A 25,985-nucleotide genomic window follows, 5' to 3' on the forward strand; every position below is an offset into this window, starting at 1 on the left:
TTCTGCTGAGTGCGGCGACGAACGCAACGAAACCCGGCGTTATTTGCGCCGGGTTCCCGTTTCGCTAGCGCATCGGAACGGCCATGGCCAGTCCCGGCTTACTTCTTGTCGTCGCCGACGTCCTTGAACTCCGCGTCGATCACGTCGTCCTTGGGCGCCTCCGTCGTGCCGGGGTTAGAGGCCTCGGCCTGCTGGGCCTTGTACATCGCCTCGCCGAGCTTCATCGAGGCCTGCGCCAGCTCATTGGTCTTGGCCTTGATCGTCTCGGCGTTGTCGCCCTCGATCGCGGTCTTCAGCGCAACGATCGCCGCTTCGATCGCGCTCTTGTCGGCGCCAGAAACCTTGTCGCCGAATTCGGCGACGGATTTCTCCGCGGCGTGGATCGCGGCCTCGGCATGGTTCTTGGCGTCGACGAGTTCGCGGCGGATTTTGTCCTCCGCGGCATGCGCCTCGGCGTCCTTCACCATCTTGTCGATGTCGCCCTCGGAGAGGCCGCCAGAAGCCTGGATCCGGATTTGCTGCTCCTTGTTGGTGGCCTTGTCCTTCGCCGTGACATTGACGATGCCATTGGCGTCGATGTCGAAGGTCACCTCGACCTGCGGCATGCCGCGCGGCGCCGGCGGAATGCCGACGAGATCGAACTGGCCGAGGAGCTTATTGTCCGCCGCCATCTCGCGCTCGCCCTGGAACACCCGGATGGTGACCGCCGTCTGATTGTCTTCGGCCGTCGAGAACACCTGGCTCTTCTTGGTCGGGATCGTCGTATTGCGGTCGATGAGGCGGGTGAACACGCCGCCGAGCGTTTCGATGCCGAGCGACAGCGGGGTCACGTCGAGCAGCAGCACGTCCTTCACATCGCCCTGCAGGACGCCCGCCTGCACCGCCGCGCCGATGGCGACGACTTCGTCCGGGTTGACGCCCTTATGCGGCTCCTTGCCGAAGAACTGCTTCACCACCTCCTGCACTTTGGGCATGCGGGTCATGCCGCCGACGAGCACCACTTCGCCGATGTCGGCCGCCGACAGTCCGGCGTCCTTCAAGGCTTTGCGGCAGGGCTCGACCGTGCGCTGGATGAGGTCGTCGACGAGCGCTTCGAATTTCGCGCGGGTGAGCTTCAGCGTCAGATGCTTCGGGCCGGTGGCGTCGGCGGTGATGTAGGGCAGGTTGATCTCGGTCTGCGTCGCCGACGAGAGTTCGATCTTGGCCTTCTCCGCCGCTTCCTTGAGGCGCTGCAGGGCGAGCTTGTCCTTGGTGAGGTCGATGCCCTGTTCCTTCTTGAACTCGCCCGCGAGATATTCGACGAGGCGCATGTCGAAATCCTCGCCGCCGAGGAAAGTGTCGCCATTCGTCGACTTCACCTCGAAGACGCCGTCGCCGATCTCGAGAATCGACACGTCGAAAGTGCCGCCGCCAAGGTCGTAAACCGCGATCGTGCCCGACTGTTTCTTGTCGAGGCCATAGGCGAGCGCCGCCGCCGTCGGCTCGTTGATGATGCGCAGCACTTCGAGGCCGGCGATCTTGCCGGCGTCCTTCGTCGCCTGACGCTGCGCGTCGTTGAAATAGGCGGGGACGGTGATGACCGCCTGGGTGACGGTCTGGCCGAGATAGGCCTCGGCCGTCTCCTTCATCTTCTGCAGGATGAAGGCGGAAATCTGCGACGGCGAATATTGCTTGCCGGCGGCCTCCACCCAGGCGTCGCCGTTATTCGCCTTGACGATCTTGTATGGGACGAGACCGATGTCCTTTTTGGTCATCGGGTCGTCATAGGTGCGGCCGATCAGCCGCTTGATGGCGAAGAAAGTCTTGTCGGGATTGGTGACCGCCTGACGTTTGGCGGGTTGGCCGACGAGGCGCTCGCCGTCGTCGGTGAAGGCGACGATCGACGGCGTCGTCCTGGCGCCCTCGGCGTTTTCAATCACCTTGGGGCTCGACCCTTCCATGACGGCCACGCAGGAATTGGTCGTGCCGAGGTCGATGCCGATAATTTTACCCATATGCATGTCCTTTCGCTGGTGAACTCCGGACCCCGAAGCGGTCCGGTTCAAAAAGGCGAAGGACAGCGGCTCGCTGTGAGCCCGCCGCGCGATCCTCCCCCTCGCTCTCCCAAGATTGTGACGGGCCCACCCGCCCGCAAGAGCAGGCCGCATATAGAAGAATCATTTCGCCGCGACAAGGCGTCCGGTTGGGCTTTCGGCACAGCGTCCGGCGGGGCGTTCGAAGGCTGGGCCGCCGGCCCAAGAGATCAGGTTGACGCAAAAAGTCGCGACGAAGGTTGACTTATGAATGATGAATAACAATTATTGAAAATCATCATTACGAGCGCTGCGCGCCCTCGCCTTACAGGACGAAGCTGCATGCTCAAGTTTCGCTCGAGTGTTTTCGCGATCGTCGGGCTGCTGGCCGCGACGCTGGCCGGCTGCGACGGCAAGGACCAGCGCGCGGCGCAGGCAAGCGAGCGCGCCGAGCGCCCGGTGCTTGTCGCACCCGCGCGCTACGCCGCCCAGTCGCAGACGCGCGAATTTGTCGCCACCATCCGGCCCAGGATCGAGTCCGACCAGGGCTTTCGCGTCGCGGGCAAAGTCATCAAGCGTTTCGTCGAGGTCGGGCAGCGGGTGAAGGCGGGCGACCCGCTTGCAGCGCTCGACGAGCAGGATTTGCGGCTGCAGAAAGAACAGGCCGACGCCGAATTCGCGGCGGCGCGCATGGCGCAGACGCAAGCGCTCGCCGACGAAAAGCGCGCCGCCGAGCTGCGCAGCAAGGGCTGGGTCGCGCAGGCGGCGCTCGATCGGGCGCGGGCGGGCGGAGAGGAGGCGCGCGGGCGGTTCCGGAGGGCCCAACGCGCCGTCGAACTCGCCGGCAATGCGCTGGACTATGCGACTCTGCGCGCCGGGGCGGACGGCGTCGTCACCCAAACGCTGGTGGAGCCGGGGCAGGTGGTGTCGTCGGGACAGCCCGCCATGCGTATCGCCCATGCCGGCGAATTGGAGGCTGCGGTCGCCCTGCCGGAGGCTTTCGAGGCGGCGGCTGGAAAGGGCGAGGCGAGTTTGACGCTCTGGTCGAAGCCCGGCGCCGTCTATCGCGCCAAACTGCGCGAATTGAGCCCGGCGGCGGACCCCGTCACGCGGACGTTCGCTGCGCGCTTCTCCATTCTCAATCCGGACGCCGCCATCGCGCTCGGCATGAGCGCGACGCTGCACATTTCAGGCGCCGACGCGCAGCCCGTCGTCAGCGTGCCGCTCTCGGCGATCTACAATCAAGGCGCCGGGCCTTCGCTTTGGAAGGTCGACGGCGAGGGAAATTTGCAGCTCGTTCCGGTGACGCTGGTGCGACTCGAGGCCGACCAGGCGCTCGTCGCCGGCGGCGTGAAAGACGGCGACAACATCGTTGTCCTCGGCGTCCACAAGCTCGATCCGAACATGAAAGTCCGCGCCATTTCGCGGCAGTCGTTGTGAGAGGTCGGCGATGAGCGGCGTCAACCTCTCGCGCTGGGCCGTTCAACGGCCGACGCTGATGCTGTTTCTGATGGTCGCGATCAGTCTCACCGGCGTCTATTCCTATCTGCGCCTCGGCCGCGCGGAAGACCCGTCCTTCACCATCAAGGTGGCGATCGTCTCCGCCTCCTGGCCCGGCGCGACCGCGACCGAGATACGCGATCAGGTCTCCGATCCGATCGAGAAGAAGCTGCAGGAGCTGCCCTTCCTCGACAAGATCGAGACTTATACCAAGCCCGGCTTTCTGGCGATGCAAGTGACCTTCAAGGACACGACGCCGCCAAGGGAAGTGCCGCAGCTCTTCTATCAGCTGCGCAAGAAGCTCCACGACATCGCGCCGAACTTGCCCGCCGGCGTGCGGGGCCCGCAGGTCAATGACGAATATGGCGACGTCGATACGGTGATGTACGCCGTGACCGGCGACGGCGCGGACTATCACGTGCTCGACAAGGTGGTTCAAGCCTTGCGCCAACGGCTGCTCGCCGTGCCGGACGTGGTCAAGGTCGACGTTTACGGCGATCAAGGACGCCGCATCTTCGTCGAATTCAGCGAGGCGAAGCTCGCGAGTTTAAGCATTGCGCCTCAGGCGATTTTCGATTCGCTCGCCAAGCAGAACGCCATCGAGGACGCGGGCGTCTTCGAGACGTCGTCGAATCGCGTGCGCGTGCAAGTGACCAGCGATCTCAAAGGCGCGGACGCCATCGCCGCCATTCCGGTCGAAGCCAATGGCAAGGTGATCAGGCTTGGCGACATCGCCGACATCCATGCCGGCTTCGAGGACCCGCCGAGTTTTCTCGCGCGCTTCAAGGGCCAGCCGACGATCGTCGTCGGCGTTGTCATGGCGAAGGGCGCCAATGTTCTCAAATTCGGCGCGAACGTCGGCGCCGCGATCGACGAAATGCGCGACAAGACGCCGCTCGGCGTCGACATCGAACAGATCGCCGATCAGCCGAAGGTGGTCCAGGAGGCGGTCGGCGAATTCACGCGCTCCTTCCTGGAGGCGCTGGTCATCGTGCTCGGCGTGAGCTTCGTCTCGCTCGGCTTTCGGACGGGAATCGTCGTCGCGCTTTCGGTGCCGCTGGTGCTCGCCATTGTGTTCATCGCCATGGGGCCGCTCGGCATCGACCTCCAGCGCATTTCGCTCGGCGCGCTGATCATCGCGCTCGGGCTTCTCGTCGACGATGCGATCATCGCCGTCGAAATGATGATGGTGAAGATGGAGCAGGGCGTCGACCGCATGAAGGCCGCGACTTTCGCCTGGGAATCGACCGCCTTTCCGATGCTCACCGGCACGCTAATCACCGCCGCGGGCTTCCTACCGGTCGGCTTCGCCAATTCGGCGGTCGGCGAATATACGGGTTCGATGTTCTGGGTGCTGCTCGTCGCTTTGATCGCCTCATGGTTCGTCGCGGTGACCTTCACGCCCTATCTCGGCGTCAAGCTTCTTCCCGATTTCGCCAAGCTGCATCCCGATCACGATCCTGACCATATCTATCAGACGCCATTCTATCGGCGGCTGCGCGCCGTCGTCACCTGGGCGGTCGACTACCGCCGCGTTGTGATCGCCGGCGTCGTCAGCGTTTTCGCGCTCGCCGTCGTCGGCTTCTTCGTCGTGCAGAAGCAGTTCTTCCCTTACGCCGAGCGTCTGGAGCTTTTTCTCCAGTTGCGACTGCCTGAAGGCTCGTCGATCGGCGCGTCGCTGGAGGCGACGAAACAGGCCGAAGCGCTCTTAAAGGACGACCCCGACGCGGCGCTGTACACAAGCTATGTCGGGCAGGGGCCGCCGCGCTTCTGGCTCGGCCTCAATCCACAGCTGCCGAACGAGGCCTATTCCGAAATCGTCATCGTCGCCAAGGATATCGAGGCGCGCGAGCGTTTGAAGAAGAAGCTCGAAGCGGCGATCGACGGCGGCGCCCTGCCGCAGGCGAGGGCGCGCGTCGACCGCTTCTATTACGGACCGCCCATTGGCTTCCCGGTGCAGTTTCGCGTCGTCGGCTCCGACCCGGCGAAGGTGCGCGCGATCGCCTATCAAGTCCGCGACGTCATGCGCGGCGACGAGGGCGTCGACGATCCCCATCTCAATTGGAACGAGCAGACGCCGCGCGTGCGATTGGTCATCGATCAGGATCGCGCGCGTCTCCTTGGACTGACGCCGCAGGATGTGTCGAACAGGCTCCGCCTGGCGATCTCCGGCGTGACGATCGCAACCTTGCGCGACGGAATCGATCAAGTCGAAGTGGTGGCGCGGGCGACGCCCCAGGAGCGCGGCGATCTTTCGAGGATCGGCGACATGGTCGTCTATTCGCGCGACGGCAAGGCGGTGACCGTCTCGCAGGTCGCGAAAATCGTCTACGATCACGAAGAACCGATTTTCTGGCGGCGCAACCGCGACATGAGCATCACGGTGCGCTCCGGCGTCAAGGACGGCGTGCAGGCTCCTGACGCGACCATGCGAATCTGGCCGCGGCTCGAGCAGATTCGCGCGAATTTGCCGACCGGCTATCGGATCGAAATCGGCGGCGCGATCGAGGAATCCCAAAAGGGCAACGCGTCGATCTTCGCGGTGTTTCCTCTCGTCGGGCTGGTCATGCTGACGATCGTGATGTTCCAGTTGCAGAACTTCACCCGCGTCGCGCTGGTGATGATGAGCGCGCCGCTCGGCGTCATCGGCGCGTCGCTGGCGCTCAATGTCGCGCATGCGCCCTTCGGCTTCGTCGCGCTGCTCGGCCTCATCGCGCTGTCCGGCATGGACATGCGCAATTCAATCATTCTGGTCGATCAGGTGCGACAGGATCTCGAGCGTGGCGAGAATTACCGAGAAGCGATCATCGGCGCGACGATACGGCGGGTGCGACCCGTCGCGCTGACGGCGCTCGCCGCGATCCTCGCCATGATTCCACTGTCGCGCTCGGCCTTCTGGGGGCCGATGGCGCTGACCATCATGGGCGGGCTCTTCGTCGCCACTTTTCTCACCGTTCTGTTTCTGCCGGCGCTTTACGCGACGTGGTTTCGCCGTCATCTTGGCGAGGGACTGGCCGAATCCGATGGCGCGCGGATCGAGACTTTGGCGCACGGGCTTGCAAGGGGAGCGGCCGAATGAGCATCATGGGCGCGAGCGCGCCGAGCGCGCGCGAAACGCAGCAGCGCGAGAAAATCATCGCCACCGCCGAGCGTCTCTTTCGCGAGATTGGTTTCCAAAAAACGACGGTCGCGGACATCGCCCGCGAATTGCGGATGTCGCCGGCCAATGTCTATCGATTCTTCAGCGCCAAATCGGAAATCAACGCCGCCGTCGCCCGGCAGTTGATGAGCGAGGTGGAACAGGCGGCGCAGGGTATCGCGCACGGGCCGGGCTCGGCGGCGGAGCGGCTTCGCGCGCTCATTCTGTCGAATGAGACGATGAATGCCGAGCGCTATGTCGCGGATCGCAAGCTTCACGACATGGTGGAAGCCGCGCTCGTCGAGAATTGGCCGATCATCTCGGAACATATCGACCGTATCGACGCCGCGATCGAAGACGTCATCCGATCCGGCATGGACAGTGGCGAATTCGTCAGGGGCGACGCGCAGCTTGCGGCGCGCGTCGTGCATACCGCCTGCATCCGCTACTGCCATCCGCGGCTGATGGTGGAATGCGCCGACCGGCCGGTTCCGACAAGCGCGCAAATGGTCGAATTTTGCATCGCAGCGCTGCGAAAAGGCTTTGGCGAACCGGGTTCGTCGGCGGCTTTGCCGCGTTAGCGCAATTCGATCTATACCTGCGGCGCCGGCCACGTATAATAAGCGGCTCAACTCAATCACGCGCGACCATCAGGGCGCGCGACGCAAAAGAACAGCGGACGGTCGATGAAGGTCACTCTGGTTCAAATGAATTCCGTTGGCGATAAGGCCTTGAACCTCGCCAATGCGCGCGCCCTGATCGAGCGCGCCGTCGCTCAGGAGCGTCCAGACTGGATTTGCTTGCCGGAGGTGTTCGATTTCATCGGCGGCTCGCGCGCCGAGAAGATGGCGGCGGCCGAAGAACTGCCCGGCGGCCCGGCTTATGAAATGTGCCGGGCGCTGGCGCGCGAGCACAAGGTCTTCATCCACGCCGGCTCGATTCTCGAAAAGGCGCCGGGCGAGGAGCGGCTGCACAACACCAGCGTCGCCTTCAATCGGGAAGGCGAAGAGGTGGCGCGCTACCGCAAGATCCACATGTTCGACATCACCGCGCCGGATGGCGCGAAATATCATGAGAGCGCCGCGTTCAAGCCAGGCGATTCGGTCGTCACCTATGATTGCGAGGGCCTGACCGTCGGCTGCGCGATCTGTTACGATCTACGCTTCTCATATCTTTTCCAGGCGCTGGCCGATAAGGGGGTCGATATCGTCGCCTTGCCAGCCGCGTTCACGCTGGTGACGGGCAAGGATCACTGGGAAGTGCTGTGCCGGGCGCGCGCCATCGAGATGCAGGCCTATCTCTGCGCGCCGGCGCAGACCGGGGCGCACAAGGCCGGGCATGAGACGCGCTTCACTTACGGAAATTCGCTGATCGCCGACCCTTGGGGACATGTCGTCGCGAAGGCCTCGGAAGGGCCGGGGCTCGTCTCGTCCTATGTCGACGTCGACCGCATACGTAAGGTGCGCGCCATGATTCCGGTGGCCCAACATAAGGTGAAACTGGCGGTGTGAGCGGATCGATTTCGTGCCGGCGCGGCGACGCGGCCAATCGCCGCCGACCCGCCGAGAGAACGCTTGACTGTCCTTGCAAATAGGTAATTTATGCGTACTATCTCGCCTGGGACGCAGCGCCCGTTTATTGCTAGTGACGATTGCCAGAAGCTTCGAGGGGGAAATGTGTTCGGTCCATTCCCGATAAAGCAAGCATTGGACGCTCAGTCCGCATGGTAAGGAGAACTGCTCCGGGCAGCACCTTGACGCGGGCGGCGCTGCGAGAGGCCGTCTACGGCTGCTGTCCTTCGCTGTCGCGCGCCGAAGCCCGCAAGATCTTGGACGCGACCTTCGACGAGATCAGCGAAGCTTTGCTGCGCGGGGAATCGGTCAAGCTTCGGTCCTTCGGGACCTTTAACGTGCGCGCCAAGCGCGAGCGCATCGGCCGTAATCCGAAAACCGGCGTCGAGGCCACGATTACGCCGCGCCGAGTGCTGACCTTCAAGGCTTCGCCGGTGCTCGTCGCACATGTCAACGGGGATGCGGTCATTCCTGAGGAGGACTGATTCCTCTATCATAGGGATCAGAGGGCCGTCGCAGGCGATGCGTTCGCGGCGGGCCGGCCGGCTTCCCATATCCAAGGTGAAAAATGCAGAAATTGAGCGTGGCGGTCGCCGTCTTCGCGGCCCTTACCGCGTTGGTCGGCGCCCACAAGGGCGATTCCAGTCTGTTTGTCCTCGCCGCCGCCTCGGCGCTCTGCGCCTATACGACGTGGCGCGCGTTGGACATGTCGAGCTTCCTGAAAATCTTCGCCTGCATTTTTTCGACCGAGACCATCGTCTTCGGCCTCATCGGGCTCATGCAGGCGGAAAGCGTATGGCCTGACGCGCTGAAGGATTATGCGCCGCCCGAGACCATGCCGCTCACTGTCGCGGTGTTTTCGATCATCGTTTACGCGATCTCGCATATCCGGGTCGTTCGCGAGATGACCCGCATCGCCGATCTCTACTTCGATTCCAGCGAGCGCGGGGAGGGGCGCGTCTGGCCGTTTCGGCCCTTCGCGGCGCGGGAAAGCGCGATCGCCGTCGCCATGGTGGTCGTGCTGGTGCTTCTCAATCAGGGACAGGTCGGCATCACCGTGCGCCTGTCCTTCTTCAATCGCGATTGGTACAACGCCATTCAGGAGCGGAACGCGCCGGAGTTCTGGCGGCAGCTGCTGCTGGTCTTCACGCCATGGGCGTTTGTCTACGTCCTCTCCTTGATCGTCGAATTCGTTTTGCAGTCCATGCTGGTCATCCGCTGGCGACGGTGGCTGACCGAACATTACATCGAGCGCTGGCTCGGCGCGCATACCCATTACGGCATGGCGCTCGTCGGCAGCGGCGCCGACAATCCGGATCAGCGCATCGCCGAAGACGTCAACCGCTTCATCAGCGGCGGCGAGGAAGGCTACGGCGTCTATTCCTATTCGATCCTGCTGATCGCCACGCTCAGTTCGCTCGTCTCCTTCGCCTATGTGCTGTGGGACCTGTCGGGCAATTACCCGCTGCCGGGAACCGACATCTATATTCCCGGCCTGCTGTTCTGGGCGGTGCTGCTCTATGCGGCGGTGGGAACGCTGGTGACGCATCTCATCGGCCGCACGCTCACCGGGCTCTATTTCGACCGGCAGAGGCGCGAGGCCGATTTCCGCTTTTCGCTGGCGCGGCTGCGTGAATATAGCGAGCAGATCGCGCTGCTTGGCGGCGAACCCGCCGAGCGCGGCGCGCTGCTGCGACGCTTCGCCGGCATTATCGTCAACTATCTGGCGATCGTGCAGAAGCGCAAGCAGCTGATGGCCTTCACCTCGACCTATGGTCAGCTCTCGCCGATCATTCCTTATATCATCACGGCGCCCTTCTATTTCGCCGGGCGCATTCAACTCGGCGTGATGACGCAGACGGCGAGCGCCTTTGGGCGGGTCGAAAGCGCGCTCACCTTTTTCATCAATTACTACACGTCTCTCGCCAATTTTAAATCGGTGCTGGACCGGCTGACGTCGTTCGATCACGCCATCGAGACGGCGCGTACGGAAATGTCGGCGACGCGGATCGTCGAGCCGACCGATGGCGCGGATATCCGCCTGCGCGATTTGACGCTTGCGCTGCCCGACGGACGCAAGATCGTGACGGTCGACGATCTGACGCTCGCCGCCGGCCAGTCGGCGCTGCTCACCGGCCCGTCGGGGTCTGGCAAGTCGACGCTGTTTCGCGCCATCGCCGGCATATGGCCCTACGCCAGTGGCGACATACTGACGCCGCGCGACGCGAAAGTGATGCTCGCGCCGCAACGTCCCTATATTCCGATCGGCGCACTGGCCGAAGCGGTCGTCTATCCGGGCCATGTCGACGACTATTCGCCCGTCGATATGCAGGAAGCGTTGCGCGCCGCGCGGCTCGCGCCTTTCGTCGAGCGTCTCGACGAGGAGAACCATTGGGCGCAGCGCCTTTCCGGCGGCGAGCAGCAGCGCGTCGCCATCGCCCGCGCGCTTCTCGCCAAGCCGGATTGGCTTTTCCTCGACGAAGCGACGTCGGCGCTCGACGAGCAGCTCGAAGACGACATCTACGCCATGCTGCGCGAGCGGCTGCCGCGCACGACGATCGTCTCGATCGGCCATCGCTCGACGCTGCTCGCCTTCCACGACCGGCACATCGTCATGGCGCCCGCGCCGGGCGGCGTCTTCAGCCCGCGCGACAAGGTGCATGCGTGACGAAGGAGTCGGGGCGCGAAGGCGGGCGGTCGCTGAAGACGCGGGTCAAGACCGCGCGCAAGCGCTCGCTCTCCTCGACGCTGTGGCTGGAGCGCCAGCTCAATGATCCTTACGTCGCCCGCGCCAAGCGCGAGGGCTATCGCTCGCGGGCGGCCTACAAGCTCATCGAGATGGACGATCGCTGTCATCTCCTTCAGCCGGGCGGCCGCATCGTCGATCTTGGCGCCGCGCCCGGAGGCTGGTCGCAGGTCGCCGCCGCGCGAGTGAAGGCGAAGGAGGGGAAGGGCAAGGTCGTCGCGGTCGACCTGCTCGACATGGAGCCGATTGCCGGCGTCGCCTTCGCGGTGAAGGATTTCAACGACGCCGACGCGCCGGAATTCATCAAGAACATGCTTGGCGGCGAAGCAGACGGCGTGATGTCGGACATGGCCGCCAACGCCACCGGCCATAAGGCGACCGACCACCTGCGCATCGTCGCCCTCGCCGAACTTGCCGCCGACTTCGCCTGCGACGTGCTCGCCGAAGGCGGCTTCTTCGTCGCCAAAGTGCTGCAGGGCGGCACCGAAGGCCAGCTGCTGGCGCGGCTCAAACGCGATTTTTCGACCGTGCGCCATGTGAAGCCAGCGGCGAGCCGGGCGGATTCGGCCGAGCTTTATGTGCTGGCGACGGGCTTTAGGGGGCGGCAGGAGGCGCCCGCTTCCTGACCCGAACCGCCCGCCCCGACAGTTGACGCTTTCCGCGCGCGACATATCGTAACAGTCAAGGTTGTTCCTTTCATTTTGCAATGCCCTCAACGCTGATGGCGTCGCGAGGTGGCTAATGGCTGATCATTGTCGCTTCCGCCGCTCATCGATTGCTCGAGCGTTTTGGATTTTTCTTTTCATTTCGCTCATAGCGCCGGCTCCGGCGTTTTCCGCCCAGAACGGCCCGAAAACATCTGGCGCCAAACCGGCTGAAACCCAGGCTGCGTCCGCATCCGATAAGACGATGGCGATGCAGACGGAGTTTTGTTTAGACCGGGGCAAAGGTCTGAGGCGAATCGACGTATCGAAGTACTACGGGGAGATTTGCCTCGCGCCCGGAGACACGCAGACGGCGCGCGTCTTGGCCTGTCTCGCGCGCGGCCTCGAAGCCGTGCTGGTTCCCGACTACAATGGCGTCGTTTGTGCATCCGCGTCGCGGGGACGCTTATTCCTCGACTCGATGACGATGGACGGGAATACCCGTCGCTATCCCGATTCGCGGCAGATCAAGGCCGAGGACGTATGCGCACCGGCGCCGGTGCGCGACAAACGCATCGTTTCGCGGACATTCGTCAAGGATCTGGCCCGCGATGCGAAGGACAAGGTCGATCCCAAAGGCATACGAATTATTGGCGGCGTCTATTGCGACGGCCTCGATCTCTCCGGCCTTGATCTTCCCTATTCGATCGTTTTCGATAAATCGATCATCACTTGCACGCATTCTACGGAATGCAGCCGCGTGCCAGTCGAGATTAGAAATTTTCAGACAAAAGGCGATCTGTCCTTCGACTATGCGGTTTCGCATGTGAATGTTCGGATCACGCGGTCAGAAATTGCTGGATCGCTCTACAGTCAGGGCGCTTTTCTTTCGAAACTAACCATCATCGACACAATCGTTCACGGTACCCTGAACGCGCCAGACTCGCTCATCGGCGATGAATTGACGATCGAAAACACAAAGGTCGACGGCGATGTCGATCTAGCGCGTAGTTTTTTCTCGCATCTAGTGTTTCTCAAGAATCACGTCGGCGGCGCGCTCGATCTGGGACAATCGCACGCGCGCTGTAGTTTCGATATCCGCAAGAATGAACTCAATGATGTCGTCGCGGTCGAGTTCGGATTTGGCGACGTACGAACATCCGATACCGGAGAGGAGCTCTTCGGGTTCAAGGCGCCGAACGGAAAACCAGGCAATGCATACCAGCGCTTTACCGGGCCAGACTCGCAGATTTTCAACGGCGGAAATCCATTTCCCAAGCCCTGCGACTATGTCCGGTCGATTGTTCCCGGCTCATTCGTCTTCATCGAAAATCATATCAAATATTCGATTTGCCTGCGCGATTTTTCCTGGCTTGTCGACGACAAGAATCGTCCAGAAAAGAGCATCATCTACCTTAACGAAGATATCGTCGATGGCGCGACTTGGCTCGATATAAAAAATCAGATGCAGTCGGTTTCGGGAAAGCCGGACGGTAATGGACCGCGATTGAGCATTTTCAATTTGCAAACAGGCACGTTCGTTTTGGATTTCGAGGTGACGAAGAATGACGTCCTGGTGAGCGTCAACGGCCTGCATTTCGAGCGCGTCTATTCCGCCAAGGACAAATGCGAAACCGCCCTGTCGCCGCGCGCGACCAATGAGAAAGCGAGGCCGCGTGACGCGCGCGAAATCCCTCAGTTTCCTCCAAGCCTAAGCCTGCCGAAGCCCGAGCACGTCACCGCCTGGGTGAAGAAGAACGAATTCAAGGGAACGCAGCCTTTCGCTCAGTTCGTAAGCGTGTTCGAACAGGCCGGCGACGCCGAGGCCGCGCGCGAACTCAAAATTCAGGGCGAAACGACGACGTTGAAGAGGAGTATCTGCAAGAGCTGGGGCTTTTATTGCGAAAGCGAGAACGATGCTTTTAGTGAAAAGTCCAATGATATCGATCAGTCGAATGGCGTCACAAGCGCCATAGGTCAAGCCTTCCAACGCATGGAAGATCGTCTCGTCGCGCTTTTGCAATTTTTGCTGTGGAATTTGGCGGCCCACGGCTTTCGACCGGAGCGAGTCGTCTGGTTCGCGCTCGGCACGCTGCTGATTTATTGGCTCGTCATACAGCTCGCAGGGGTCGTGGGTTTCAGCGTCATCGACGAGCGGCGTCCGGGCGAGTCGCCGCGCATTCAGCCGATCGGCCTGATCTTTTTGTTCGATACGCTGATCCCCGGCTACAAACTCAGGGAAGACCACTCCAAGCCTTTGCAATTTTATGTATTGGCGGACCAAAAGCAGGCGACATATCCGTTCAAGCGATTTCTCAAGGTATGGAATGTCACGGAGGCCAGCGAGCGCCAGCAACGCATCATCAAGATTTGCTTCGATCTGCTCAGGTGGCTCGGATTGATCTTTGCGATATTCCTCTTCGCGGCGATTGGCCGACTGGTGCGCTGAGGCCGATCACCGACGCGCGGATTTGGCGGTTCGCCCGACAAGCTCCGCGCCGGCATTGGGCGCGAGCCGCAGGAATTGCGTCACCGCAATCGCTGAAATCGCCGCGACGACAAGAAACGCCGGCGCGAAGTCCGCCGCCTGCAGCGCGCCGCCGCCGCGCAGCGCCCGCGCCGCCTCCAGCGCCGCCGCGCCGATGGCGACGCCGGTCGACAGCGATAGTTGTTGCGCGACGGAAGCGAAGCTCGTCGCGCGGCTCATCGCCTCCTGACCGACATCGGCGTAGGCGAGGGCGTTGAGCGCGGTGAACTCCAGCGAACGGAAGAAGCCCCCGACGAGCAGCGCGGCCATGATCAGCAAATGTGGCGTCGTCGCGGTAAATGTCGCGTTGAAGGCGAGAAAGCCGGCGCAGAGGACCGTATTGACGAGCAGCACCCGCCGAAAGCCGAAGATTCGCAGGATCGGCTGCGCGGTGGTTTTCATCGCGATCGCGCCCGCCGCCGAAACGAAGGTGAGAAGTCCTGCTTCATAGGCGGACAGTCCGAACCCCGCCTGCAACAGGAGCGGGATCAGAAAGGGCGTCGCGCCCAATCCGATGCGAAACAAAAAACCGCCGAAGACCGCCGCGCGAAATGTCGGGATGCGCAAGAGATCGAGATCGACGATCGGATAGGACGTGCGCTTCGCATGTCGGACATAGGCGATGAGCGCCGCCGCGCCGAGCGCGACGATAAGCGCGACAACCGGCGTCGGGACGAAACCGCGCCCGGCGATGGTGAAACCAAACACAAGGCAGGAGAGGCCGACGCCAGATAGAATCGCGCCGGCGATATCAAGCGGCGGCGTCCATTCCTCGCGTAAATTTGGAATGAAGCGCGTAACCAGCGCGACGCCGAGCGCGCCGATCGGCACATTGATCCAGAAAATATAGCGCCAGTGAAAATAGGTGGCGATGAAGCCGCCGACCGGCGGACCGATCATCGGGCCGATCAGCGCCGGAATCGTCAGATAGGCCATGGCGCGCACCAGTTCCTGACGCGGCGCGGTGCGCAGCAGCACCAGCCGTCCGACCGGCGTCATCATCGCGCCGCCGAGGCCTTGCACGATCCGAAAGACGACGATCGCGCCAAGCGAATTCGAGAGGCCGCACAGAATCGAACCGAAGGTGAAGACGATGATCGCGGCGCGAAACACGCGCCGCGCGCCGAAGTGATCGGCTGCCCAGCCGGACAGCGGGATAAACACCGCGAGCGAGAGAAGATAAGAGGTCAGCGCGAGTTTCAGCGCCACTGGGTCTTCGTGAAGATCGGCCGCCATCGCCGGCAGCGCGGTCGCGAGCACGGTGCCGTCGAGCTGCTCCATGAACAGCGCGGTGGCGATGATCAGCGGCGTGACGAAATAGGTCAATGCGCTGAGACCGTTCCCGAGCGCATGGCGTCAATCTCGATGAGTGCTGTGGCGGTTCGCGTCAAATCAACTTGAGCCCTCTGAAACTCGCATGGCCATGACGGCCGACGATGAGATGATCGTAGACGACGATTCCGAAAGGCTGCGCGATCGCGGCGATGTCCTTGGTCATGCGGATGTCCGCGGCTGACGGCGTCGGATCGCCGGAAGGATGATTATGCGCCAGGATCAGTGCGCTCGAGCCGAGCTCGAGCGCCCGTCTGACGATTTCGCGCGGATAGACCGGCGTATGGTCGATGGTGCCGACGCCCTGGACCTCGTCGGCGATCAGCGCATTGCGCTTGTCGAGAAACAGGATGCGGAATTCCTCCCGCTCGGAGAACGCCATCGCCGTCCGGCAATAATCGAGCACCTCCATGAAGGAAGAAAGAACCGGGCGTTTCTGCAAGGCGCCGCGCGCCAGGCGCTTCGCCGCGGCCTCTATCAGCTTGATTTCGACGATCGCCGCTTCGCTAAGGCCGTCGACTTCGCGCAGCCGTTCCGGCCGCGCCGCGACGGTCTCCGCATAGGAGCCGAAGCGGGCGATCAACGCCTTGGCGAGCGGCTTCACGTCGCGTCGCGCGATGGCGCGAAACAGCAGCAGCTCCAGCATCTCGTAATCGGCGAGCGCCGCTTCGCCCGCATCCATGAAGCGATCGCGCAGGCGCTGCCGGTGACCGTGAAAATGTGGCGCGGAATCGCGCAGGCCGGTGCCTTCGCGTGATGCGGCGTCAGCCGCCTTCTTCATGCGCCGGCGTGCGCGGCTGAGGGATTGTCGAGCCCCGCCGGCGACTTGGTGAACACTTCGACGCCCGTTTCGGTGACCGCGACCGAATGTTCGAATTGCGCGGAAAGCGAGCGGTCGCGGGTGACGGCGGTCCAGCCGTCCGACAATATTTTCACTTGCGAGCGGCCGAGATTGATCATCGGCTCGATGGTGAAGAACATGCCCGGACGCAGCTCGACGCCTTCGCCTTTCGCGCCATAGTGCAGAATATTCGGCTCGTCATGGAAAACGCGCCCGAGACCATGGCCGCAGAAATCGCGCACCACCGAACAGCGCTCGCTCTCCGCATATTGCTGAATCGCAGCGCCGATGTCGCCGGTGGTCGCGCCGGGCTTCACCGCCGCGACGCCGCGGAGCAGCGACTCATAGGTGACGTCGATCAGCCGCTGCGCGCGGCGCGGAATTTCGCCGACGGCGAACATGCGGCTGGCGTCGCCATGCCAGCCGTCGAGGATGAAGGTCACGTCGATATTGACGATGTCGCCTTCGCGCAGCGGCTTATTGTCCGGCACGCCGTGGCAGACGACATGATTGATCGAGGTGCAGATGGATTTTCGGTAGCCGCGATAGTCCAGCGGCGCCGGATAGGCGCCATGCGCCAGGGCGAAGTCGAAGACGAGATCGTCGAGCGCCTGCGTGGTCACGCCGGGCCGGACATGTTCGACGAGCATGTCGAGCGCCTCGGCCGTCAGCCTGCCGGCGGCGCGCATGCCCTCGAAATCCTCAGGCCGGTGCAGCTTGATCTGACCGCTCTTGCGTGCGGCGGGGGCGAGATGGGATTCGATAAAGGTCATCTAGGGCGGCGGCTCGGATTTCTCTGGGAAAGATTATCCGACAAAGTAATGGTTTGAGGCGGCGACGCAAGGCTGCGGCGCCCCGCCGCCGCGAATCCCCAGGGAACGCGGGAGCGCGATCTTGGCGGGCCGGCCGCGATTGGGTATCAAGGGAGGCATGCGGCTTGCTTTTGTGGCGCAGGCGACCGGCTCAGCGCTGGCGCCAGAGGGCATGAAACGCGCGTGCACGGAAAAAGGGTCGAGGCAATAGATTTCTGGCGCGGGGCCGCCCTCGCCGTGATCCTCGTGAACCACATTCCTGGCAATGTGCTCGGCGCGATCACGCCGCGCAATTTCGGCTTTTCCGACGCCGCCGAAGCCTTCGTTTTTCTCTCGGGCGTTTCGATCGCCCTGGCTTATGGCGACAAATTCAGGCGCAGCGTCGTCGATGCGACGGCGGCGCTCGGCAGGCGCGCTCTGCGTCTTTACGGCGTCCATCTTGCTCTGACGGCGGCGGCGTTGACGCTCTACGGCCTCGCGACCCATGTCACTCATTGGGATTTTCTCGGCGCCGAGAGCAGTCGCGCCGCGCCTTTCGCCGATCCGGCAAAGGGCGTCGTCGCGATTCTGGCGCTAAGTCACCAAGTCGCCTATTTCAACATTTTGCCGCTCTATATCGTGTTGATCGCGCTTGCCCCGGCGCTCCTTGCCTGCGCCTTGCGCGGCGGCCCGCTGATGCTTGCCGTTTCGGCGTCGATTTACGCGGGCGCGCGCCTGCTGGGGTTCAACGTCCCCACTTGGCCAGAGCCCGGCTATTGGTATTTCAATCCCTTCGCTTGGCAGTTCATGTTCGCGCTGGGAATCTACTGCGGCGGCGCGATTAAGACGCGGGGCGTGCCCTATCATGCCGTCGCCTATCGGCTGGCGCTCGCCTTAACCCTCGTTTCGACGCTGGTCGTCTCCAATGTTTTTGGCCTGGCGCCGGGGCTCGTCGACGAAGCAGGCCGCTATCTCGATTGGGACAAGACGGATCTAGGCGTCGTCCGCATCGTCGATTTCGTCGCGCTCGCCTATGTGCTGCACTTCTCGAAAGTCACCGCTTTTCTAAGCCCGACGCGGCTGTTTCCGTTCTTTACGCTGCTCGGGCGCAACGGGCTTTCAACCTTCGCGGGCGTCAGCCTGTTAAGCGCGATCGGACAGATTCTGCAGGAAGCCAGTCTCGCTTCGCCGGCGCTCGATGTCGTCTTCGTCGCCGCGTGCCTCGGCTTGCTGCACCGCTTGGCCCGCGCCATCGAGCAATTCTCCCTCGTCCCGGCCGCCGCGGCGGAATGAGCGCCAGGGCTGGCGTTCGCGGCCGCCATGGTCATAATCGGCGGCAGGGAGGCCGGCAATGGCGCAAGGAAATGCGGGCGAGAGACCGGCAAGCGCGGCGATTCTGGTGATCGGCGACGAAATCCTGTCCGGACGCACGCAGGACGTGAACATCCGTTATATCGCGAATTATCTCGCGCAGATCGGCGTTGATCTGCTGGAGTCGCGAATCGTGCCCGACGACATTGAGGCGATCGGCGAGGCGCTGAACGCGCTGCGCGCCCGCTACACCTATGTCTTCACCACCGGCGGCATCGGTCCGACCCATGACGACATCACCGCCGACGCGGTCGCGCGCGCCTTCGGCGTCGACATCGTCGAGGACCCGCGCGCCATCGCGCTGCTCAGCGAGCGCTTTTCGCAAACCGAGCTGAACGCCGCGCGCCGGCGGATGGCGCGCATTCCAAAAGGCGCGGAGCTGATTTTCAACGCCATCTCCAAGGCGCCGGGATTTTGGATCGGCAATGTCATCGTCATGGCCGGCGTGCCGATGATCATGCAGAACATGATGGACGTTGTGGGCCCGCGGCTCGCGGCCGGGCCGCCGGTGCGCGTCGAAACGATCGAGGCCGACGGCGTTTCCGAAGGCGCTTATGCCGAAGGGTTGGAAGCGATCGCGCGCGCCCATGAGGGCGTAAGCGTCGGCTCCTATCCCGCTTTCACCAGCGCCGGAATTAAAAATCAAATCGTGCTGCGCAGCCGCGACGCCGCGCTTCTGTCGCGGGCGACGGCGGCGGCGCGGGCGATGATCGAATCGCTGTCCAAGGAACTGGCGCGTTGAGTTGACGGCGGAGGCAGGAAGCAGATGCACGGGTCCGACAAAATCTTTCCGGTCTCCTGGGACATTTTTCATCGCGACGCGCGCGCGCTCGCCTGGCGTCTCGCTTCGATCGGCGGATTTTCGGCGATCGTCGCGGTGACTCGCGGCGGTCTCGTGCCCGCCGCGATCGTCGCCCGCGAACTCGGCATCACGGTCATCGAAACGGTCTGCGTCGCGAGCTATCATGAGGAGATGGAGCGCGGCGAAGTGCACGTGCTCAAACCGCTGACCGAGACGATTCTCGCGCGGCCGAGCGCCGAAGTGCTGATTATCGATGATCTCGTCGACACTGGCGCGACCGCGAAGACGGTGCGCGACATGCTCGCCGACGCGCATTTCGCCACGGTCTACGCCAAGCCGCAGGGCCTGCCGATGGTCGACACATTCGTTACCGAAGTCTCGCAGGACACCTGGATTTTCTTTCCCTGGGACACCGGGCTGTCGTTTCAGGCGCCGATCGGCAAGCCGGACGCCAAGCCAAGGCGCCGCAGATAAACCGCTTGGCGTCCGATCGCGGCGCCGCCTATAACGAACCGTTTGCGGGCGTGGCGAAACTGGTAGACGCAACGGACTTAAAATCCGTAGGGCCGCAAGGCCTGTGCCGGTTCGATTCCGGCCGCCCGCACCATTGACGCCGCGCATGTCCGGGATCCGATGAGCGCCGCGCGCCGCGGCGGCGGATTGTCGAGGGCAAGGAGCGGATTGATGCTTAAAGGCGATTCATTGCTCCTGGCGGCCGCCCTCTCGATTTTGAGTGGGGCTCTTGCAAACGGAAGCATCGCGAACGCGGCGGCGCAAAACGTCACGCCTCTGCCCTCGGACGAATGCAGCGCGATTGCGCGGACGATCGGCGATGTCGTCGGCATTGCGCTGAAGACGACGGTGGGAACTCCGGACCTGCCGGACCTCCATGGAACCGCCTGCCTTATGTCGGGCAGCGCGACCGGCTTAACCATGGAGTTCGACAATGCTCGAAAGAAACTCGAGGCGTCGCTCTTGCGCGCGGCCTGGACCGCCGTCATCGATTTTGACGCTGACGGTCCCGCGAGCACGCAAAAAGGATTCGCCAAAGCGTCACAACGCGTCGTCTATGCGCTTTCTACAGAGCCCCCGCATAGGGCATGCGCCAATGTTCCGATCGTTGATTGCAAGGTTCCTCGGCGTCGTTGGGTCTGGACTCTCAAGCTCACGGCGTTTGTTAAATGACGCCGTTTAACTAGGCCATAGGAGAGGCCGATGCGCGCGTGGCCAATTCTGCTCGGACTTACAGCGATCACGCTTGCGCCAAACGCGCGCGCTGAAAACTGCGGGAACGCGCCCGATATGGTCAGCATGAACGAATGCTTGGCCAAGCCCTATCGGCGGGCGGACGACCAGCTCAACGTTCTTTATCAGCAGCTCATCGAGCGCTTGAAAAAAGGCGGCGCAGATTGGGCGGACACGCAGAAGGCTCTCGTGGCGGCGCAGCTGGCATGGATCGCATTTCGCGAGGCCGAATGTGCGCTTGTCGGATCGAAGACGGATGGAAGTTTTAATACGGCGATCACCACTTCTTGCCTGATCGACCTCACCACGAGCCGCGTCAATGATTTCAAGCGCTATCTCAAATGTAAGGAGGGTGAATTATCGTGTCCATTTCCCTCGAAGTAGCGCTCGCGTCGCCGAGTGGCTCCGAACCGGGTTATAGAGAAACGGGGCAGTCGTCATCTTGGCTTCTGCGCCGGGCGCTGTCGCCGGCGGTCGATGGTCCGTAATTTGCTCGCGGCAGTCGAAAGCTGATTTTCCGAAGGCGACCGTGATGGCGTTCACGACAATTTGTACTACTGGCGCCGTTAGCGAAGGGGGCATGGGCCTCTTTCACGCCGGCAAAAAGAGCGTGCTGCTCGTCTGGCCGACGGGCGGCGAGCTCAAGGCCTATCGCGGGCGCTGTCCGCATGCCGACATGCCGCTGAGCGAGGCGACCTTCAATGGGCAGACGGTGACCTGTCCGCATCATCAATGGGGGTTCGACAGCGCGAGCGGCAAATGCGTGACGCATCTCGTCCGCAACGCGCTCCACCCTTATGAGATTCGCGTCGAGGGCGACGAGATCCAGGTCGATGTCGGACCGATCAAACCGGCGCGCGCCGGCGCTAGCGCGCCGAGCAATCCGGGTTAAGCCCAAAGGTTCGCCGCCCGCACCGACGCGCGACGCGGCAATGGCGCCGGCGCGCGTCAGCGGACCATGCTCGCCAGCACCGTTTCGATCGGCTCGGAACCGACCGTCAGACCGCCGTTGAATGGATTGTCGAGCGCGGCGATGAGAAACACCACCGAGCCCATGAACAGCCCCATCGCGCTGCTGAGAATCAAATGGACATGCAGCTCCATGTCGAACAGCCACATCAGCCCAATCAAAATGAAGCCGCCAAGACACACCACCCACCATAGCTCGGTCGGAATGCCGTCCTCGCCGGCGGCGATGAGATAGCGGCGATATTCGACGAGCATGTTCAATCGGGTGAAGGTCTCCGTCTGAATCATCTCTTGGCTCTTGAGCGTCGGCTGAAAATCCATGATCAGCGCGAAGAGCGCGTCCAATCCCGGCGACGACGAATGAGGATTCTGCGCAACGTCGGGCGGCGGATGCACGGCGTCGATCGCCTCATGCGCATAGGCGCGCAGCTTTTCCTGCAGCTCGTCCCGGATCGGCGGCGGAAGGCCGCCGAAATCCTTATGCAGCGCTGCGATCGCCGACGCCTCCTTGGAAACAATGTCCTTGACGGCGGAGAAATCCTGATAGGCCTCGACCGCCAGCAAGCCCAGCAGAATGCCATAGAGCGCGGCGAACGCCGCCAGCGTCAGTCCAATCATTTCATTGGCGTTGCGACGCCCATGTATCCATGAGTGGATGAGCCTGCGAAAAAGGAAAACCCCCAACCAAGTAAGCGCCAGGGCGCTCAGGCAAAACAGCGCGGCCATTTGCGTGACGGACATATGCTTGAATAATTCGGGCAAGGGCGCCTCCTTTTTTGGCGGCATTAGGAGGCGACTGCGTCGAATTGTCAAAGCCGCTAGCGGTTGAACAGCCATATCAGCAGGCTGATGACGAGACTCAAAACGAGCGACGACGCGAGCGGAAAATAGAAATGAAAATTGTCGCGTTCGACGACAATGTCGCCTGGCAAACGTCCAAGGCCGAATCGCTCGCCGATCATCCACAAAACGCCAAGGCCGATCAGGACGAGCCCCGCGACGATGAGAAACCTGGCCATAGCGTTCTTCTTTTCGGCTTCGGCGCCGGCGTCTTAGACATTGGCGCCTCACGCCTTTTTGGCAATATTGCCGGCCGCGCCGTCGGCCGGCGAAGATGACGGCTTCTGGTGACATATTGTCGCGAAGCCGTCATTCTTTGCCCGATCCGCTTGACCGGCCAGCCTGTCGAACGCTAGCTGCCGGCGAATGGTTCGACCCAATCTGTTGGGTTCCGCCTGCGGCGAACCGACGCAATCGAACCAGCGGCGCATGGCGCGCCTCTTGCGGGAGCCTGTTGGAGACGCAGGCGGCGCGACGCTTCGCAAGCAACCGTCTCATTTGAATGTCGCTCCTGATGCGAACGCCGGCGCGCAGCGGTTGCGTGCGACGAAGAGGTTTTTTGATGAGGCCTGATCACATCTATCTCGCCATGACCATGGTCAAGCACGGCACGCTTGCCGCCGCTTGCATTTACGCGTTCAAAATCGTCTCTTTCGTCGTCAAGACGCTCTAAATTCGCGCGCCGTTGCGCCGGCGCCGCCGTTCGCGCATAAACCTTCCCACGCAAAGGGGCGACGGAAGGGCGCGGTTTCATGGCGGCGATTGACGGTCCGAGAGTGCAGGCGCGTTCCGGCAAGCCCAAGCAGCTTGTCGTTTTTCTTCACGGCTACGGCGCCGACGGGGCCGATCTCATCGAGATCGGCCGCCAATGGCGCGGCTTCCTCCCCGACGCCGACTTCGTCGCGCCGCATGCGCCGGAGCGATGCGCCGCGTCGCCGACCGGCCGGCAGTGGTTTCCGCTCACCATGCGCGACCCTGAGGAGCGCTGGAGGGGCTGCGTCGCGGCGCGTCCGACGCTCGACGCCTTTCTCGACGCCGAACTCGCCAAGCGCGGATTTGACGATCGCGCGCTGGCGCTCGTCGGGTTCAGCCAGGGCACGATGATGGCGTTGCATACGGGCCTGCGCCGCAAACGGGCGCCGTGCGCGATTCTTGGCTATTCGGGAGTCTATGTGCTCGGGCCGGCGCTGGATGGCGAAGAGCCGACAGCTTATGAAAAACCGCCCGCGGTCCTCCTCGCGCATGGCGAAGAAGACGAAATGATCCCCGTCGAGGCGCTGCTGATGTCCGCCAATACGCTCGCGGACTCCGGCGTGCCGACGCAGTGGCATCTTTCGGCGCGGCTCGGCCATGGCATCGACGAAACCGGACTGATCCACGGCGCGTTGTTCCTGGCGCAGTCGTTTGGCGTCACGGTGGAATATCGCCGGCGTTGATTGGCGTCCGCTGGGTCTGACGGCCTATCGGGGCGCGGCCCTGACGGCGGATAAAGAATCGGCGCTCAAACGCCTTCCAGTCCCGCCTCGGCGCCGGCGGGCTCCATCGCCGGTTCGAGTTCGATCGGCAGGCGGCGCGCGGCGCGGCGCGTGATCGGGCGATAGAGCTGCTTCGTCGCCTCGACGATATGCACGCCGCCGCCCGGCAGCGAGAAGCGGCCGGCGATGCGCTCAAAGGCCGGCGCCGAGCGTAGCAGCGACGCGCGCTGGAACGGCGGCACGTAGAGCGCTTCGTCCCAATAAAGCGGCAGGAATTGCGCCTCCTGCAGCAGTTGCTGCAACTGGCCGCGCGAATATGGGTGGCCCTGTCCGAATGGCGTCGTGTCGACGCGCGCCCAAAGTCCGGTGCGGCTTGGCGCGACGATCAGCACCCGGCCGCCGGCCGCGAGAATTCGCCAGACTTCTTCGAGGAGATCATGCGGATGCTCGTCGGTCTCGAGCGCATGCACGATCAGGATGCGATCAATGCTCGCATCGGGCAGCGGCGTCATCGACGGCTCGACCAAAGCGGTGGCGGAACGACCGTCGAGCGGCCAGTGAACGACGCCCTGAGTCGCCGGCATGAAAGCGAGCACGCGCTGCGCCTTCTCGCGAAACCCGTCGAGATAGGGCGTGGCGTAGCCGATGCCGAGCACGCGCAGACCGGCATGGTCCTGCCAGCGCGCGCGCACCAGCCGCGAGACCAGGCGGCGCGCCACCTCTCCCAGCGCCGTGTCATAAAAGGCGCGCAAATCGACGACGTCCAGCATGACGCCGATCATCGGCGCAATCGACCAATGGCGCAAGGCGCGACGGCCGTTCCGGCGCGGCTGTCGGATTTTTTTGCCCGGCGCGTTATGATGGACGAACGCCGAAGGAGACGCCGCGCCATGGCCTTGGAAATCGCGCAGTTTATATGCCTTAACGACAATTTCGGGCTGCTCGTGCATGAGCCCGAGCTCGGCGCGACCGCGAGCGTCGACGCGCCCGACGGCGAAGCGATCGCCAATGAGGCCGAGCGGCGCGGCTGGCCGCTGACGCATCTGCTGCTCACCCATCATCACGCCGATCATGTGCAGGGAACCCAGACGCTCAAGGCGCGCTTTCCGCACATGAAGGTCATCGGCGCCGCCAAGGACGCGCATCGCCTGCCGCCGCTCGACCGCGCGGTTTCGGAAGGCGACATTGTCGAGGTCGGCGAAGCGCGGGCGCGCGTCATCGAAACGCCCGGCCATACGCTCGGACATATCGCCTATTACTTCGAAGACGATGAAATTCTGTTTGTCGGCGACACGTTGTTCTCGCTCGGCTGCGGCAGGGTTTTCGAGGGCACCATGGAAATGATGCGCCTCACGCTCGAAACGCTGGCCGATCTGCCGGGGGAAACGCTGATCTATTGCGGCCACGAATATACGCAGTCGAACGCCAGATTCGCGCTCACCGTCGATCCGGAGAACACGCTGTTGCGCGAGCGGGCGCAGACCGTCGCCGATCTGCGCAGGCAAGGAAAATTCACCCTGCCGACGACGATCGCGCTCGAGAACGCCACCAATCCGTTCCTGCGGGCCGAAGATTCGAGCATCGCGGCGGCGATGGGCATGCAGGGCGCGGACGCTTCCCATGTGTTCGCGGCGATGCGCGAGCGCAAGAACAGCTTCGCGGCATGACGCAAGCGCTTTCAACCGAGGAGGTCGTCCGGCTGCTCGATCTCGCGCCCCATCCCGAGGGCGGCTTCTATCGCCAGACTTTTCGTGATTCCCTGTCCGTCGGCGACGGCGGGCGGGCCGCGTCGACGGCGATTTATTATCTCCTTCCCGGCGGCGGCGTTTCTCGCTGGCACCGCGTCGACGCCGCCGAAGCCTGGCACTATTACGCTGGGGCGGCGCTGGAGCTTAAGATTGCAAGACAGGGCGCGCCGACCGAAATCCTGCGGCTCGGCGCCGACCTCGCCGCTGGCGACCGGCCGCAAGCCGTGGCGCCAGCAGGCGTTTGGCAGTCGGCGCGATGCCTCGCCTTAAGCCCGAATGAATGGACGCTCGTCGGCTGCACGGTGGCGCCGGGCTTCGAATTCGCCGGCTTTGAACTCGCGCCGGCGGATTTCTCGCCCGACTGTCCAAACTGAACCTAAAGGCTTTCATCGCGTCGGGGGCTTTGACCGGCCCGGCGGATAGTGTATCGGG

24 protein-coding genes and 1 tRNA gene are annotated in these 25,985 nt (G+C 63.1%); 18 read left to right on the forward strand and 7 right to left on the reverse strand.

The window, feature by feature from the left end; all coding sequences use genetic code 11:
* Positions 1-98 precede the first annotated feature (98 nt).
* A complete protein-coding gene (gene dnaK / locus U1E20_RS13710; RefSeq protein ID WP_409981184.1) occupies positions 99-1,994 on the reverse strand; it encodes a molecular chaperone DnaK in 1,896 nt (631 codons plus the stop codon).
* A gap of 360 nt (positions 1,995-2,354) precedes the next feature.
* Here dnaK and U1E20_RS13715 point away from each other — a divergent pair, with 360 nt between their 5' ends.
* From U1E20_RS13715 to U1E20_RS13750, 8 genes are all read left to right on the forward strand, one after another.
* Complete coding sequence (locus U1E20_RS13715) at positions 2,355-3,452, forward strand: efflux RND transporter periplasmic adaptor subunit (RefSeq protein WP_409981185.1); 1,098 nt, start codon at positions 2,355-2,357, stop codon at positions 3,450-3,452.
* A gap of 10 nt (positions 3,453-3,462) precedes the next feature.
* Positions 3,463-6,591 (forward strand): efflux RND transporter permease subunit, encoded by a 3,129-nt coding sequence (locus U1E20_RS13720; protein WP_409981186.1) that lies wholly within the window; start codon positions 3,463-3,465, stop codon positions 6,589-6,591.
* Positions 6,588-7,232, forward strand: a complete 645-nt coding sequence (locus U1E20_RS13725; RefSeq protein ID WP_409981187.1) for a TetR/AcrR family transcriptional regulator — start codon at positions 6,588-6,590, stop codon at positions 7,230-7,232. Before U1E20_RS13720 ends, U1E20_RS13725 begins: the two co-directional genes overlap by 4 nt.
* Before the next feature lie 105 nt (positions 7,233-7,337).
* Positions 7,338-8,162, forward strand: coding sequence for a carbon-nitrogen hydrolase family protein (locus U1E20_RS13730; RefSeq protein WP_409981188.1), 825 nt, complete (start codon positions 7,338-7,340; stop codon positions 8,160-8,162).
* 176 nt (positions 8,163-8,338) lie between these two features.
* Positions 8,339-8,707 carry an integration host factor subunit alpha gene (locus U1E20_RS13735; RefSeq protein ID WP_409981296.1) on the forward strand — a complete coding sequence of 123 codons (369 nt, stop codon included), beginning with the start codon at positions 8,339-8,341 and terminating at the stop codon, positions 8,705-8,707.
* Between the two features lie 83 nt (positions 8,708-8,790).
* The gene (locus U1E20_RS13740) at positions 8,791-10,890 is read left to right on the forward strand and encodes an ABC transporter ATP-binding protein/permease (protein WP_409981189.1); all 2,100 of its coding nucleotides are present in this window, start codon (positions 8,791-8,793) and stop codon (positions 10,888-10,890) included.
* Positions 10,887-11,594, forward strand: coding sequence for an RlmE family RNA methyltransferase (locus tag U1E20_RS13745; RefSeq protein ID WP_409981190.1), 708 nt, complete (start codon positions 10,887-10,889; stop codon positions 11,592-11,594). The genes U1E20_RS13740 and U1E20_RS13745 overlap by 4 nt, the downstream gene beginning before the upstream one ends.
* A gap of 400 nt (positions 11,595-11,994) precedes the next feature.
* Entirely contained in the window at positions 11,995-14,061 is a 2,067-nt protein-coding gene (locus tag U1E20_RS13750) for a hypothetical protein (RefSeq protein WP_409981191.1), read from the forward strand.
* A 6-nt stretch (positions 14,062-14,067) separates the two neighbouring features.
* Here the strand turns inward: U1E20_RS13750 and U1E20_RS13755 are convergent, their stop codons facing one another.
* The 3 genes from U1E20_RS13755 to map form a co-directional block, all read right to left on the reverse strand.
* The gene (locus U1E20_RS13755; protein WP_409981192.1) at positions 14,068-15,465 is read right to left on the reverse strand and encodes a DHA2 family efflux MFS transporter permease subunit; all 1,398 of its coding nucleotides are present in this window, start codon (positions 15,463-15,465) and stop codon (positions 14,068-14,070) included.
* A 61-nt stretch (positions 15,466-15,526) separates the two neighbouring features.
* Complete coding sequence (gene radC, locus U1E20_RS13760; protein ID WP_409981193.1) at positions 15,527-16,252, reverse strand: RadC family protein; 726 nt, start codon at positions 16,250-16,252, stop codon at positions 15,527-15,529.
* The gene (map, locus tag U1E20_RS13765) at positions 16,249-17,085 is read right to left on the reverse strand and encodes a type I methionyl aminopeptidase (protein WP_409981194.1); all 837 of its coding nucleotides are present in this window, start codon (positions 17,083-17,085) and stop codon (positions 16,249-16,251) included. Before map ends, radC begins: the two co-directional genes overlap by 4 nt.
* 222 nt (positions 17,086-17,307) lie before the next feature.
* Between map and U1E20_RS13770 the strand changes: the two genes are divergently transcribed.
* The 7 genes from U1E20_RS13770 (at position 17,308) to U1E20_RS13800 (ending at position 21,413) form a co-directional block, all read left to right on the forward strand.
* On the forward strand, positions 17,308-18,396 hold the full coding sequence (locus U1E20_RS13770; protein ID WP_409981195.1) for an OpgC family protein: 1,089 nt from the start codon (positions 17,308-17,310) through the stop codon (positions 18,394-18,396).
* A 58-nt stretch (positions 18,397-18,454) separates the two neighbouring features.
* Complete coding sequence (locus tag U1E20_RS13775) at positions 18,455-19,216, forward strand: competence/damage-inducible protein A (RefSeq protein WP_409981196.1); 762 nt, start codon at positions 18,455-18,457, stop codon at positions 19,214-19,216.
* A gap of 24 nt (positions 19,217-19,240) precedes the next feature.
* Positions 19,241-19,750, forward strand: a complete 510-nt coding sequence (gpt, locus tag U1E20_RS13780; RefSeq protein ID WP_409981197.1) for a xanthine phosphoribosyltransferase — start codon at positions 19,241-19,243, stop codon at positions 19,748-19,750.
* Between the two features lie 44 nt (positions 19,751-19,794).
* Positions 19,795-19,883: transfer RNA gene (locus U1E20_RS13785), tRNA-Leu, on the forward strand.
* 77 nt (positions 19,884-19,960) lie between these two features.
* Positions 19,961-20,461, forward strand: coding sequence for a hypothetical protein (locus U1E20_RS13790; RefSeq protein WP_409981198.1), 501 nt, complete (start codon positions 19,961-19,963; stop codon positions 20,459-20,461).
* A gap of 117 nt (positions 20,462-20,578) precedes the next feature.
* A complete protein-coding gene (locus tag U1E20_RS13795) occupies positions 20,579-20,905 on the forward strand; it encodes a lysozyme inhibitor LprI family protein (RefSeq protein WP_409981199.1) in 327 nt (108 codons plus the stop codon).
* A 148-nt stretch (positions 20,906-21,053) separates the two neighbouring features.
* Positions 21,054-21,413, forward strand: coding sequence for a Rieske (2Fe-2S) protein (locus U1E20_RS13800; RefSeq protein ID WP_409981200.1), 360 nt, complete (start codon positions 21,054-21,056; stop codon positions 21,411-21,413).
* A 56-nt stretch (positions 21,414-21,469) separates the two neighbouring features.
* On the opposite strand, the gene U1E20_RS13805 is transcribed toward U1E20_RS13800, so the two are convergent.
* Together U1E20_RS13805 and U1E20_RS13810 are read right to left on the reverse strand one after the other, a co-directional pair.
* The gene (locus tag U1E20_RS13805; RefSeq protein WP_409981201.1) at positions 21,470-22,252 is read right to left on the reverse strand and encodes a hypothetical protein; all 783 of its coding nucleotides are present in this window, start codon (positions 22,250-22,252) and stop codon (positions 21,470-21,472) included.
* 56 nt (positions 22,253-22,308) lie between these two features.
* Positions 22,309-22,509 carry a DUF2905 domain-containing protein gene (locus U1E20_RS13810; protein ID WP_409981202.1) on the reverse strand — a complete coding sequence of 67 codons (201 nt, stop codon included), beginning with the start codon at positions 22,507-22,509 and terminating at the stop codon, positions 22,309-22,311.
* A gap of 573 nt (positions 22,510-23,082) precedes the next feature.
* Between U1E20_RS13810 and U1E20_RS13815 the strand changes: the two genes are divergently transcribed.
* Positions 23,083-23,766, forward strand: coding sequence for an alpha/beta hydrolase (locus U1E20_RS13815; protein WP_409981203.1), 684 nt, complete (start codon positions 23,083-23,085; stop codon positions 23,764-23,766).
* Between the two features lie 65 nt (positions 23,767-23,831).
* Here the strand turns inward: U1E20_RS13815 and U1E20_RS13820 are convergent, their stop codons facing one another.
* The gene (locus U1E20_RS13820) at positions 23,832-24,587 is read right to left on the reverse strand and encodes a class I SAM-dependent methyltransferase (RefSeq protein ID WP_409981204.1); all 756 of its coding nucleotides are present in this window, start codon (positions 24,585-24,587) and stop codon (positions 23,832-23,834) included.
* Between the two features lie 108 nt (positions 24,588-24,695).
* Between U1E20_RS13820 and gloB the strand changes: the two genes are divergently transcribed.
* Together gloB and U1E20_RS13830 are read left to right on the forward strand one after the other, a co-directional pair.
* Positions 24,696-25,472, forward strand: a complete 777-nt coding sequence (gloB, locus tag U1E20_RS13825; RefSeq protein ID WP_409981205.1) for a hydroxyacylglutathione hydrolase — start codon at positions 24,696-24,698, stop codon at positions 25,470-25,472.
* Positions 25,469-25,927, forward strand: coding sequence for a cupin domain-containing protein (locus tag U1E20_RS13830; RefSeq protein WP_409981206.1), 459 nt, complete (start codon positions 25,469-25,471; stop codon positions 25,925-25,927). Before gloB ends, U1E20_RS13830 begins: the two co-directional genes overlap by 4 nt.
* Positions 25,928-25,985: the final 58 nt, after the last annotated feature.

Origin of the sequence: Methylocystis sp., assembly GCF_046349115.1 — a bacterium.
GTDB lineage: Bacteria > Pseudomonadota > Alphaproteobacteria > Rhizobiales > Beijerinckiaceae > Methylocystis.

Coding starts and splice junctions, on each gene's coding strand:
- dnaK (WP_409981184.1), bottom strand. CDS start 1,994: ATGGGTAAAATTATCGGCATCGACCTCGGCACGACCAATTCCTGCGTG.
- U1E20_RS13715 (WP_409981185.1), top strand. CDS start 2,355: ATGCTCAAGTTTCGCTCGAGTGTTTTCGCGATCGTCGGGCTGCTGGCC.
- U1E20_RS13720 (WP_409981186.1), top strand. CDS start 3,463: ATGAGCGGCGTCAACCTCTCGCGCTGGGCCGTTCAACGGCCGACGCTG.
- U1E20_RS13725 (WP_409981187.1), top strand. CDS start 6,588: ATGAGCATCATGGGCGCGAGCGCGCCGAGCGCGCGCGAAACGCAGCAG.
- U1E20_RS13730 (WP_409981188.1), top strand. CDS start 7,338: ATGAAGGTCACTCTGGTTCAAATGAATTCCGTTGGCGATAAGGCCTTG.
- U1E20_RS13740 (WP_409981189.1), top strand. CDS start 8,791: ATGCAGAAATTGAGCGTGGCGGTCGCCGTCTTCGCGGCCCTTACCGCG.
- radC (WP_409981193.1), bottom strand. CDS start 16,252: ATGAAGAAGGCGGCTGACGCCGCATCACGCGAAGGCACCGGCCTGCGC.
- map (WP_409981194.1), bottom strand. CDS start 17,085: ATGACCTTTATCGAATCCCATCTCGCCCCCGCCGCACGCAAGAGCGGT.
- U1E20_RS13775 (WP_409981196.1), top strand. CDS start 18,455: ATGGCGCAAGGAAATGCGGGCGAGAGACCGGCAAGCGCGGCGATTCTG.
- gpt (WP_409981197.1), top strand. CDS start 19,241: ATGCACGGGTCCGACAAAATCTTTCCGGTCTCCTGGGACATTTTTCAT.
- U1E20_RS13790 (WP_409981198.1), top strand. CDS start 19,961: ATGCTTAAAGGCGATTCATTGCTCCTGGCGGCCGCCCTCTCGATTTTG.
- U1E20_RS13795 (WP_409981199.1), top strand. CDS start 20,579: ATGGTCAGCATGAACGAATGCTTGGCCAAGCCCTATCGGCGGGCGGAC.
- U1E20_RS13800 (WP_409981200.1), top strand. CDS start 21,054: ATGGCGTTCACGACAATTTGTACTACTGGCGCCGTTAGCGAAGGGGGC.
- U1E20_RS13810 (WP_409981202.1), bottom strand. CDS start 22,509: ATGGCCAGGTTTCTCATCGTCGCGGGGCTCGTCCTGATCGGCCTTGGC.
- U1E20_RS13815 (WP_409981203.1), top strand. CDS start 23,083: ATGGCGGCGATTGACGGTCCGAGAGTGCAGGCGCGTTCCGGCAAGCCC.
- U1E20_RS13820 (WP_409981204.1), bottom strand. CDS start 24,587: ATGATCGGCGTCATGCTGGACGTCGTCGATTTGCGCGCCTTTTATGAC.
- gloB (WP_409981205.1), top strand. CDS start 24,696: ATGGCCTTGGAAATCGCGCAGTTTATATGCCTTAACGACAATTTCGGG.
- U1E20_RS13830 (WP_409981206.1), top strand. CDS start 25,469: ATGACGCAAGCGCTTTCAACCGAGGAGGTCGTCCGGCTGCTCGATCTC.